Genomic DNA, 11,672 nt, shown 5'->3' on the forward strand with positions numbered 1-11,672 from the left:
GGCCGTGGTGGGGACCGCACAGCAAGCAGAGCGACACCTGGGGGGCAAGGGGCTGCTGTCGCTCGTATCGGCGGCGCTGCTGACCTTCGCCGCGGGCGTGGCCTTCGTGGGCGGTACGGTGTCCGCCGCGGCCGACCCGATCGAGCGGTGCACGTCCACCAGCGGGGCGATCGTCGCAGTCGACTTCGGCCCCTTCGGCGGCAAGGTGGAGAAGGGCTGCGACACCACGCCCACCACCGGCTACGAGCTGCTGCAGACCGCCGGGTTCAGCATGACGGGAACCGTCCACGACGGCCCCGCCTTCATCTGCCGCATCGGCAAGGGCGCCGGTACGCAGTACCCCACCCCGGCCAAGGAGGCCTGCGTCCTCACGCCGCAGGCCACCGCCTACTGGTCGTACTGGACGGCCTCGCCGGGGCAGCGCAAGTGGTCCTACAGCCAGTTGGGGGCCATGGCCCGCAAGCCCGGGCCGGGCGACGTCGAGGCCTGGGTCTACGGGGGCACCGACATCGGCGGCGGCACGAAGGGCCAGCCGTCCTTCACCCCCGACGACGTGCGCGGCTACACCACTCCCGACCCGAACGTCCCGACGTCCCCGCCCAAGGTGCCCGCCGGCCGGATCGACGTACCGGCCGCCACCCGCTGGGTCACCGGCACTCTGAAGGACGGGGAGCGCGTCGTCGACGAGGGCTCCACGACCCCGAACCACTTCCTCACCACGGAGGCCGTGTTCGCCCTGGCGGCGGCCGACCGCAAGAGCCCGGTGGCGAAGAAGATCGCCGACTTCCTCGCCACGCCCGCGCAGACCGACGCGTACGCCTACCCGGCCGGCAAAGACGGCATCCCGGACGCCACCGCCGCCGCCCGCCTCGCGCTGGTCGCCGAGGCCACCGGCAAGGACCCCCGCGCGTTCGGCGGCCACGACCTGCTCGGCGACCTCGTGAAGTACGCCTGCCCCCGCGACATCGGCGACGGCGCGAGGGTCGAAGGCTGCTTCACCAAGGGCGACTTCCGTACCACCGGACAGGCCGACGCGCAGGCCATGGCCGTCATCGCCCTGGTCAACGCCGGTATGACCCCTCCCCCCGGCTCCGTGGCCCGGCTGACCGCCCTCCAGTGCGAGGACGGCGGGTTCACCAGCATCCTCATCCGGCCCGGGAGCCCCGGCTGCGAGAGCGAGGCCGGCGCCACCGGCCTGATCACCCTGGCCCTGGAACGGGGCGGCGGCCACGAGGCGGTGCTCCAGAAGGCCCGCGGCTACCTGAAGCGGACCCAGCTGCCCACCGGCGCCTGGCCCGCCGTCTACTACGAGACCACCGGCAACCCGGCCGCCACCGGCTGGGCCGCGCAGGCACTGCGCGCCCTCGGCGACGAGGCGTTCGCGGACGCCGGCGTCTCCTGGCTCTCCAAGCGGCAGCTGCCGGCCGGCGGCTTCGGCTTCTCCGAGGACGACACCGAACCGAGGCTGTCCCCCACCTCCACGTCCGCCATCGCGGGCGCCGGCAGCGATCTCGCCACCCTGACCGCCAAGCCGGCCGTTCCGCCGACGCCCACGAACCCGCCGACCACGCCCCCGGCCGGTGAAGGTCCCGACCTGAAGAAGGGCGCCGCGTACCTGACCGCACCGTCCCGGCTGGTCCAGGGCCGGTTCTACGAGAGCGAGCCCGGCACGGGCTTCGCCGAATACGGCCTGACCATCGACGGCGCGTACGCCCTCGCCGCCACCGGCGAGGACAACGCCGCCCTGCGCAACATCGTCGACTTCATGGACAAGGGCGGCAAGGACGGCCAGAAGCGCGGCATCCACGACTGGACCCTCATCGGCACCAAGTACGCGAGCGGCGGCTCCATCGGAAAGGCGGCCGTACTCGCCGAAGCCGTGGGCCGCGACCCCCGGAACTTCGGCGGCCAGGACCTGATCGCCGCGCTCGCCAAGATCACCTGCCAGGCCAGGACCTCCACCGTCCAGCAGTGCGCGGCCAAGGGCAACTACGCCTACGCCACCTCCGTCTTCAAGCAGTCCCTCGGCGTCATGGCCCAGCTCCGCGCCGGTGAGCAGGCCGCCGCGGCCGAGCCCGCCGCCTACCTCAAGAGCCTCCAGGAACCTTCGGGTGCCTGGGTGAGCCTGATCGGCGAGCCCAGCGGTCCCGAAGTGGACTCGACGGCCATGGCCGCCATGACGGTGGACCTGCTCCCCGACGCCGGCTCCCAGGCTGCGGTCGACAAGGCCATCGCCTGGCTCGCCGCCCAGCAGAAGGAGGACGGCGGCTTCCCCGGCGCCTCCGGAAACTCCGTCAACTCCACGGCCCTCGCCGTCCAGGGGCTCTCGCTGGACGCACCCAAGTACGGCCCCCAGATCGCCAAGGCCCGCACGTTCCTGCTGAGCCAGCAGAACGGCGACGGCGGCTTCAACGTGGCCAAGGGCGGCCAGACCGGCTCCGACCTGCGCGCCTCCGCCCAGGCCGTCGGCGGCGCGACCGGCATCTCCTTCGGCACGCTGACCCGCGACCTGACCGGCACCACCCCCCAGCCCCTCCCCACCATCTCCGGCGGAACGTCCGGTGGTACCTCCGGAGGCAACGGCTCGCCCGTCATCGTGACGCCGGGCGAGAACGGTGGCGGCACCGGCACCGGCTCCGCGGGCGGCGCCGGGTCCGGCGGCGGACCGCTCGCCTCCACCGGGGCCCAGGTGGGCACGTTGGCCGCTGCCGCGCTGGCCCTGACCCTCGGCGGCCGGGGCCTCACCCGCGCCGCGAAGCGCCGCCGCCGGACGGGAGCGGGAGCATGAGCCGCAACCACCTCGTACGCGCCCTGGCCAGGACCGCTGCCGCGCTGGGGCTGACGGTGGCGGCCCTCGCCGCCACCGCGGCCCCGGCGGACGCCGCACCGCAGCCGATGGGCCGGTGCACCACCTCTTCGGGGGTCGTGCTCGCAGTGGACTTCAGCCACTGGGGCGGCCCCGTCTACCGCTCCTGCGGCACCACCCCCACCACCGGCTACGAGCTCCTCAACCAGGGCGGCTGGGCCACGACCGGCACCGGTCACGACGGTCCCGCCTTCATCTGCCGCATCGGCTACAGCGGCCACCAGGGCGGCAAGCAGTACCCGACCCCGCAGCAGGACGACTGCGTGCTGACCCCGCCGGCCTCCGCGTACTGGTCGTACTGGCACGCCGACCCCGGGCAGAACGCCTGGCAGTACAGCCAGCTCGGCGCAATGCTCTACAAGCCGAAGCCCGGCAGCGTCGACCTGTGGATCTTCGGCGGCACGAACATCGAGGGCACCGAGGGCAAGCCCACCGTCACCCCCGACCAGCTCCGCGCCAAGAACACCCGGCCCACCGAGGGCCCCGCACCCGCGGACACCCGCACCGCGGCACCGCTGCCGCCGAACGTCAACACCGGTCCCAGGCCGGAGAACCCGCCCCCGAGCACCCCGCAGGCCACGACACCGCCGCCCGGGCCGACGGCCCCGGAAAGCCCCTCGGCCCCGCCAAGCCCTTCGACCTCGGCAAGCCCTTCACCGAGCGTCCCGCCCACGCCCTCCGCGCCCCCTCCATCCGGTGCTCCGCCCGTGGCCGCGCCCGGCCCCCAGGTGGTCGAAGCGGCGCCCGCCGCCGACGCGCAGCACGACGTCGGTTCGTACCTGCCCGCCGTCGCCACCGGAGCACTGGTGCTGCTGATCGGCGCCGCCGCCGTGTACGCCGCCCGGCGCCGACGCCGTACGGAGTAGCCGCGTGCCCCGCACCACCACCCCGGCCCAGTCGGCGAACCCGCCCGTGCCCGGCCCCGCGCCGGACACGGGGGGCCGCCGCCTGCCCCGCACCCTGCACCCCGTCGCCTGGTGGATCTGGGCGCTCGCCCTGGCCACCGCCGTCAGCCGCACCAACAACCCGCTGCTGCTCTTCCTCGTCCTCGCGGTCCTCGGCTACGTGATCACCATGCGCCGTACCGAGGCGCCCTGGGCACGCGGCTTCAAGTACTACCTCTACCTCGCGCTGACCGTCGTCGCGATCCGCGTCACCTTCCGCGCGATCTTCGCCACCGGCATCACCCCGCGCGACCACTTCCTCTTCTCCCTGCCCCACATCCCCACCCCCGACTGGTACGCGGGCATCCGGCTCGGCGGGCCCGTCTCCCTCGAAGCGCTGCTCTCCGCCGCGACGGACGGACTGCGCCTGGCCTGCATGCTCTGCTGCATCGGCGCCGCCAACACCCTCGCCAACCCCAAACGCGCCCTGCGCATCCTCCCCGGCGCCCTCTACGAACTGGGGGTCGCCGTCACCGTGTCCCTCAGCGTCGCCCCGCAACTCGTCCAGAGCGTGCAGCGCGTCCACCGCGCCAAGCGCCTGCGGGCAGGCCGCTCGAAGGGGCTCCGGGCCTTGCGCGGCATCATCGTCCCCGTCCTCGAAGACGCCCTGGAGCGGTCCCTGCGCCTCGCCGCCGCCATGGACTCGCGCGGCTACGGCCGAGCCGGCACCGCCACCCGCCGCTCCCGCCGGGCCACCGGCGCCCTGATGCTGCTCGGCATGTGCGGCCTGTGCGCCGGGGCCTACGGACTGCTCGACGCGACCGCCCCGAAGCTGCTCGGGCTCCCTGCGATGGGCGCCGGAGCCGTGCTGTGCTTCGCCGGACTGCGCCTGGGCGGCCGCCGGATCACCCGCACCGCCTACCGGCCCGATCCGTGGCACGCGGCCGAATGGGCCGTCGCCGGCTGCGGGGTCCTCTCCGCGGTCCTGCTCTTCGCCAACGTCGGCTTCGACGCGGCCGAACTCAACCCGTCGATCTACCCGCTCAGCTGGCCCACCCTGCCGCTCGTGCCGGCCGCCGCGATCCTCCTCGCGGGGGCCGCCGGCTTCCTGGCCCCGCCGCCGGCCGCGCCGGCCCGTGCGGCCGTCCCGCCCCAGCGCACCGAGGAACCCAAGTGATCCACTTCGACCAGGTCACCGTCCGGTACGAGGACGCGGCCGAACCCGTCCTGCGCGACGTGAACCTCACCGTCGAGGAGGGCGAACTCTGCCTCGTCGTCGGCCACACCGGCGTCGGCAAGTCCACCCTCCTCGGTGCCGTCAACGGCCTCGTCCCGCACTTCACCGGCGGCACCCTGTACGGCCGCGTCCTCGTCGACGGCCGGGACACGGCCGATCACCCGCCCCGTGAACTCGCCGACGTGGTCGGCGTGGTGGGCCAGGATCCGCTGGACGGTTTCGTCACCGACACGGTCGAGGAGGAACTCGCCTACGCCATGGAACAGCTGGCGGTCCCGCCGGCCACCATGCGCAAGCGCGTCGAGGAGACCCTCGACCTCCTGGGCCTCGCCGACCTGCGCCACCGCGCCCTGCACGAACTCTCCGGCGGCCAGCAGCAGCGCGTCGCGATCGGCTCCGTCCTGACCGCGCACCCGCGGATCCTCGTGCTGGACGAGCCGACCTCCGCCCTGGACCCGACCGCCGCCGAGGAGGTGCTGGCCGCCGTCACCCGCCTCGTCCACGACCTCGGCGTCACCGTCCTCCTCGCCGAACACCGCCTGGAACGCGTCGTCCAGTACGCCGACCGCGTCATCCACCTCCCCGGCAACGGCCAGGTCGTCTCCGGCACACCCGCCGAGATCTTCCGCAGCTCCGCCATCGCCCCGCCCATCGTCGAACTGGGCCGCGCGGCGAACTGGACCCCACTGCCGCTCTCGATCCGTGACGCCCGCCGGGCCGCGGCCCCCCTGCGGACCCGGCTGGCCGGCACCGTTCCCCCGCCGGTCCGCCCCGCCCCGGCGTCGGACCGGCCGGAACTCCTCACCGCACGCGGCATCGTCGTGGCCTACCACGGCGTACCGGCCGTCCGCGAGGTCGACCTGACCCTGCACGGTGGCGAGATCACCGCGCTCATGGGCCGCAACGGCTCCGGCAAGTCCTCCCTCCTCTGGGCGCTCCAGGGATCCGGCCCGCGCAAGGCCGGCCAGGTGGCCGTCGGCACTCCGGACGGCCCGAAGCCGCTGGACCCCCGGAAGCTGTCCGCAGCGCACGCCCGGCAACTGGTCGGCCTGGTCCCGCAGACCCCCACCGACCTCCTCTACCTCGAATCCGTCGCACAGGAACTCGACCAGGCCGACACCGAGTCCGGGGTCGCCGCGGACGGGATCCGGGCCCGCACCGTCCTGGACCGGCTCGCGCCCGGCATCCCCGACGCCACCCACCCCCGCGACCTGTCCGAGGGCCAGAAGCTCGCCCTCGTCCTCGCCATCCAGCTGACCGCCGCACCCGGGGTGCTGCTCCTGGACGAGCCCACCCGCGGCCTCGACTACCGCGCCAAGAGCGAACTGATCCGCATCGTCGACGACCTCGCCGCCGAAGGCCGGGCCGTGGTGATCTCCACCCACGACGTCGAGTTCGTCGCCCGCGCCGCCGACCGCGTCGTGGTCATGGCCGAGGGTGACGTCGTCGCCGACGGCCCCACCACCGAGGTCATCGTGGCCTCCCCCGTCTTCGCCCCGCAGACCGCGAAGATCCTCGCCCCGCTGCCCTACCTCACCGTCTCCCAGGCGGCCGCCACGCTCACCGACCGCGGAACGGACCCGGCCTCATGACCGCACGCACCGCAGCCATCCGCATCCGTGCACGTGCCGGGATCGTCATCACCATGGCGGCCTTCCTCGGCATCGTCGCCTTCTTCTGGCCGTTCCTCGTGGCCCCCGGGAAGTTCGGGTCGAACTACGCCCCGCCCCTGATCTTCGGGGTCCTCCTCGTCATCGTGCTGTGCGTGGTGATCTCCGAGATCGCCGAAGGCGGCATCAACTCCAAGGCCCTGGCCATGCTCGGGGTCCTGTCCGCCGTCAACGCGGCGATCCGCCCCCTCGGCGCGGGCACAGCCGGAATCGAGACGGTCTTCTTCATCCTCGTCCTCGCCGGACGCGTCTACGGCCCGGGCTTCGGCTTCACCCTGGGCTGCACCTCGCTCTTCGCCTCCGCCCTCATCACGGGCGGGGTCGGGCCCTGGATGCCGTACCAGATGTTCGGCTGCGCCTTCGTCGGCATGCTCGCCGGATTCCTCCCCAAGGCCACCGGCCGCAAGGAGGTCGCGCTCCTCGCCGTGTACGGCTCGCTCTCCGGCTACCTCTTCGGCTTCCTCCTCAACCTCTCCTTCTGGCCCTTCTCCCTCGACCCGAACAGCTCGATCGCCTACCTGCCCGGCCTGCCCTTCACCGAGCAGTTCCAGCGCTACCTGGCCTTCGACCTCGCCACCTCCCTCGGCTGGGACACCGGGCGGGCCGTCACCAACTTCGTCTGCATCTGCCTGGCCGGCCCGGCCGTCCTCACGGTCTTCCGCCGCGCCGCCCGCAAGGCCCGCTTCCAGGCCCCGGTCCGCTTCGAGCCCGGCACGATCCGGGAAACCCTCGCGTCGAGAGGATGAGGTCGCGGACCTGCCAGCCCTCCCCACGCGGTGCCTGTTGAACTGATCGCGCAACCACAGGCCCTGCACGGGACGGTATCCATGCCCTCGACGAACACCACCGCGCGCCATTCCGGCGAAGCCGGCTTACCGGCTCGATCCCCCCTGATCGGTTGGCTGGCCGTGAGTGCGGTCATGCTGGGGATCTTCTCCATCGTCACGACCGAGATCCTGCCGATCGGACTGCTCACCACGATCGGTTCCGACTTCGCCGTCTCCGACGGGATGGCCGGGCTGATGCTCACCATGCCCGGGCTCCTCGCGGCGATATCCGCACCCGTGGTCACCGTGGCGACCGCGCACGTCGACCGCCGCCTGATGCTGTGCGCGTTCACGTTCCTGCTGGCCGTGGCGAACTTCCTGGCCGCGGCGGCACCCGACTACTGGCTGGTCCTGGTCTCCCGCGTCATCGTCGGCGTCGTCATCGGGGGCTTCTGGTCGATCGGCGCCGGACTGGCCGAGCGTCTGGTGCCCGCGGCGTCGGTCGGCCGGGCCACCTCGGTGATCTTCGCCGCGGTACCGCTGGGCTCCGTGCTCGGAGTGCCGGCCGGCACGTTCATCGGAGACCTGGCCGGCTGGCGCACGGCCTTCACCGTCATGGGCGTCCTCACCGTCGGCGTACTGGCCCTGCTGCTCCTGGTCATGCCGCCACTGCCGCCCGGCCGGACGACCCGTCCGAGCGTGCTGCGCAGCATGCTCGGGGGCGTCAACACCCGCTTCGCGCTGCTGTTGACCTTTCTCGCCGTACTGGCGCACTTCGGTACCTACACCTACGTCACTCCCTTCCTCGAGCAGGTCACGGGCACCAGCCCGCACCTGGTCACCGTCTCCCTGCTCGTCTACGGTGCCGCGGGAATCGCCGGCAACTTCCTGGGCGGAGCGGCGGTCACCCGCCACCCCCGGGCCACCTTCGCCCTCGCCGTCGGCCTGATCGCGACCGTCACCCTGCTGCTGCCGCTCCTGGGGCACCGGCAGGTCGCGGCCGTCGCCCTGCTGGCCGTCTGGGGCCTTGCCTACGGCGCCGTCCCCGTCTCCTCCCAGACCTGGTTCACCAAGGCGGCCCCCGACGCGCCCGAGGCGGCGTCGGTGCTGTTCACCGCTTCCTTCCAGCTGACGATCGCACTCGGCGCGGTGGCCGGTGGCGCCGTCGTGGACCGGACCTCCCCGTCCACGGTCATGACGCTCGGCGGCCTCGTCGCCGTTCTCGCGGTCGTGGCCGCACGGGCACACTCCACCCGCCACCTGACCTGGCCGGACCGCACCTGAGCGGCGGACGACGCACCCCTGCCGCAGCGCGGTACCGAGCGCGCTGCGGCAGGGGGCTCGAGTCCCGGGCCGGGGTCAGGGGCGGTTGCCGGGTCACAGGTGCCGGTGGATGTCTGGATCCGCGGTGGCACCTTCATCACCGTTGTCGTGATCGTGGTGTTCATCGTCGCGCGACCGTCACCCACACGGGTGATTGTTCCGGAATGAGGGTCGAATCGCGTCTGACGCCTTGATCATGAGCGGGCTCCCGCCGCGCGACGGTGAGTGCGAGGGAGCCCGCTCCCATGGACGAGCCGACACCGTGATCCCGGGGGATTCGCATGCACAACGACGCTCCGCACTGGAGTGCCGGGCTGACAAAGGCAGCACGCTCCGTATGGGCCAAGCACGATCGGGACAGCGAGAAGTGGCTCCAACTCTGGAGGCACATGGCGGACTCAGCCGCAATGGCAGAACGGCTTTGGGACCAATGGGTTCCGCTCAACGTACGCGCCCTCATCGCCGAGAGCCTGCCCGGCGGCGACGCGGATGCCCGGGTTCTCGTGGTGTGGCTGTCCGCGATCCACGACATCGGCAAGGCGACCCCGGCCTTCGCCTGTCAGGTCGATCAGCTGGCCTCCCGCATGAGGGACGAAGGCTTGGACATGCCCACCGCAGATGGGTTCGGGGACTCGCGCAAGCGGGCCCCGCACGGACTGGCCGGCCAGGTCATCCTCGAGGAATGGCTGGAGCGCCAGGAATGGTCCCCCCGTAGCGCGATGTCCTTCGCGGTCGCCGTGGGCGGACACCATGGGGTGCCACCTGCGCATGACGCGTTCCCGTTCCTGCACCAGCACACCGAACTGCTACGGACGCCCGGCGACAGTAAACGCCTCTGGCAGAGCGTGCAAACGGAGTTGCTCGACGCCTGCGCCGCGGCCTACGGAGCCCAGGACCGCCTGGATCAGTGGCGGACCGTCAAGCTGCCCCAGCCCGTCCAGGTCGTGCTCGGCGCCCTGGTCATCATGGCGGACTGGATCGCCAGCAATTCCGAACTCTTTCTGCTCCTTCCCGAGGAGCAGCGACGGAGCGATGCGGACCGGATCGAATCCGCCTGGCGCGGCATCGACCTTCCATCCCCCTGGTCCCCTCACGAAGTGACAGCGAGCGCCAGTGAACTGTTCACGTCTCGTTTCGCGCTCGCCGGCCCCGCCCGCTCCAGGAAGAAGCCCTGCGCCTCGCCCATGCGACCGCGCCCCCAGGGCTGATGATCCTGTCCGTATGGATGGGGAGCCTCGGGGCGCTGCTCCCCGCACCCGCGGGGATGGTCCCCGGCTCGGGGCCCTGCGCGTAACGGCCGAATTCTGCTCCCCGCACCCGCGGGGATGGTCCTTCGCCAAGCTGGTCGGGTTTCACAAGCAGAGGCGTCCACGTCCGCCTCTCGGTCGAGACCGGACCAGCGAGGCTGTTGTCACCTGTCCACAGGGGACTGGAACGCGCCCACGCACGCACCCCAGTGACGGATGGCAGCCTTTGGCTGCTCCGCCGACAAAATCTCAGGTTCTGACGCCGCAATGACAGATCCCGCCAACCGCTGCGGACACTGCGACTGGGTGCGGCCGGCGAGCAAATCTAACTACTCGTCAGTAAAGTCGGCAAGAAGTCAGCTTCGTCTGAGCGAAGCTGACTACAGCCGGCTACAGATGAAACTCAACCACCGGCGGTTGCCTGACCGTGCCCGGGAGCTTCTCGTCCAACAGGAGAAGCGGAGGGCTGGGCGCGAAAGCCACCCCCAGCCCTCAACCGCGTAAACCAGCAGGCCAACGAACCCTTCCCCTGGGCTTTAGGTGGGTGGGAGGCAGTTCCGGGAAGGGAATCGGCGGGCCGTCGTAGCCCTTGACCTCGCCGGATCCCGTCCCGTTCGTCCACTCTTCCCGGGCCTGTGCGATGTCCTCGTGGGAGCGGCCGATCCAGTTCCAGAACATCTCGCTCCAGGGTCGCCTTTACAAGGTCCGCTACAGGTACGTCGGCGGGAGACAGGCCGAGGAGTCGGGGTTCGCCACGGAGGACGAGGCGATCAACCCTTGGAGCACTCTCTATGTCTGGACCGGCAACCCCTGATCGAGCAGCCGCGGCCCAGACGGATAACCGGGCCGCTTCACAGTCTTTCCCGGACATCCTCAGGATGTCGATGCGTGTTCGCGCTTGTTCAAGAAGCTCATCGATCTCCGGGACCGCAGCTACCGGGCTGAAGGGAAGGACGGCGCACGTCAGGTGCAGCATCTTCTGGAGGGCAGCGCGTTCGTAGACAGCATGGGGCACGCGCAAGACGACGTTGCCTGCGTCGACCTCGGAGATGGCCCGTTCGTCGGCGTCCTCCCTTCCTACCCAGATCACCGTACGGGTGGAGGGAGAAGACGCGAGTTGGACATCGGATCCCATCGCCGCGCTCAAGATCGGCAACGCAATCCTGCCCTCGGCGGCCAGAGCAGCGGCAAGTTCAGTGTGGGGTCAGGCAGAGGTGGAAGGCCCTGGAGGTAGCGCCGCACCGCCTTGGCGAGCGCCGCATAAAACGGGGTCCGGTCGGCGGCCAGGAGCAGACGGTCAGCTTGGCAACTCGGGCTGCGGGGTCGTCAAGAATGTGGGCGAGGGCCTTGCGAACGCGGACGGCGGGGTCCGGGGCGTTGCCGTACGGACTCATCTCCGACTCGTGGTCGAACCTGAGTATGAGCACGCCGGCCGGGGTGAAGAGGACGGAGAACTCGTCACCCGAGCCGTCCTCCATCAACACGGCCTCCGCCCCAAGCCCCAGACTGCGTCGAACAGGGGCTGGGTGGAATCGGGATGGGTGCTGATCGCGGCGCCGAGCACCGCCACGGCGCGCAGATGGGCGCGGAGCAGGGCGAGATCGGGGAGGAACGACGGTCCCGTGCACGGCGCTCATGACGCCATGGAAACAGTCACCACTGACATATCCGCTCCGGC

The 11,672-nt window shown here is 71.6% G+C and carries 7 protein-coding genes and 1 pseudogene; 7 read left to right on the forward strand and 1 reads right to left on the reverse strand.

Annotated features, from left to right (window positions below; all coding sequences use genetic code 11):
* Positions 1-7: 7 nt before the first annotated feature.
* The 7 genes from ACIPW5_RS02880 to ACIPW5_RS02910 all read left to right on the forward strand — a co-directional run bounded on the left by ACIPW5_RS02880 (position 8) and on the right by ACIPW5_RS02910 (position 9,955).
* The gene (locus ACIPW5_RS02880) at positions 8-2,788 is read left to right on the forward strand and encodes a prenyltransferase/squalene oxidase repeat-containing protein (protein WP_401239441.1); all 2,781 of its coding nucleotides are present in this window, start codon (positions 8-10) and stop codon (positions 2,786-2,788) included.
* Positions 2,785-3,732, forward strand: coding sequence for a hypothetical protein (locus ACIPW5_RS02885; protein ID WP_401239444.1), 948 nt, complete (start codon positions 2,785-2,787; stop codon positions 3,730-3,732). Before ACIPW5_RS02880 ends, ACIPW5_RS02885 begins: the two co-directional genes overlap by 4 nt.
* A gap of 4 nt (positions 3,733-3,736) precedes the next feature.
* Positions 3,737-4,927 (forward strand): energy-coupling factor transporter transmembrane component T, encoded by a 1,191-nt coding sequence (locus ACIPW5_RS02890; protein WP_401239447.1) that lies wholly within the window; start codon positions 3,737-3,739, stop codon positions 4,925-4,927.
* Entirely contained in the window at positions 4,924-6,579 is a 1,656-nt protein-coding gene (locus tag ACIPW5_RS02895; RefSeq protein ID WP_401239449.1) for an ABC transporter ATP-binding protein, read from the forward strand. The genes ACIPW5_RS02890 and ACIPW5_RS02895 overlap by 4 nt, the downstream gene beginning before the upstream one ends.
* Entirely contained in the window at positions 6,576-7,403 is an 828-nt protein-coding gene (locus ACIPW5_RS02900; RefSeq protein ID WP_401239451.1) for an ECF transporter S component, read from the forward strand. Before ACIPW5_RS02895 ends, ACIPW5_RS02900 begins: the two co-directional genes overlap by 4 nt.
* Before the next feature lie 81 nt (positions 7,404-7,484).
* Entirely contained in the window at positions 7,485-8,708 is a 1,224-nt protein-coding gene (locus ACIPW5_RS02905) for an MFS transporter (protein WP_401239453.1), read from the forward strand.
* A 428-nt stretch (positions 8,709-9,136) separates the two neighbouring features.
* Positions 9,137-9,955: a CRISPR-associated endonuclease Cas3'' gene (locus ACIPW5_RS02910; protein WP_401239456.1), complete on the forward strand. Its 819-nt coding sequence runs from the start codon at positions 9,137-9,139 to the stop codon at positions 9,953-9,955.
* A 531-nt stretch (positions 9,956-10,486) separates the two neighbouring features.
* Here the strand turns inward: ACIPW5_RS02910 and ACIPW5_RS02915 are convergent.
* A pseudogene (locus tag ACIPW5_RS02915) lies at positions 10,487-10,672 on the reverse strand (hypothetical protein); the annotation flags it as partial.
* Positions 10,673-11,672: the final 1,000 nt, after the last annotated feature.

It is taken from the genome of Streptomyces sp. NPDC090077 (assembly GCF_044747545.1).
Classification (GTDB): Bacteria; Actinomycetota; Actinomycetes; order Streptomycetales; family Streptomycetaceae; genus Streptomyces.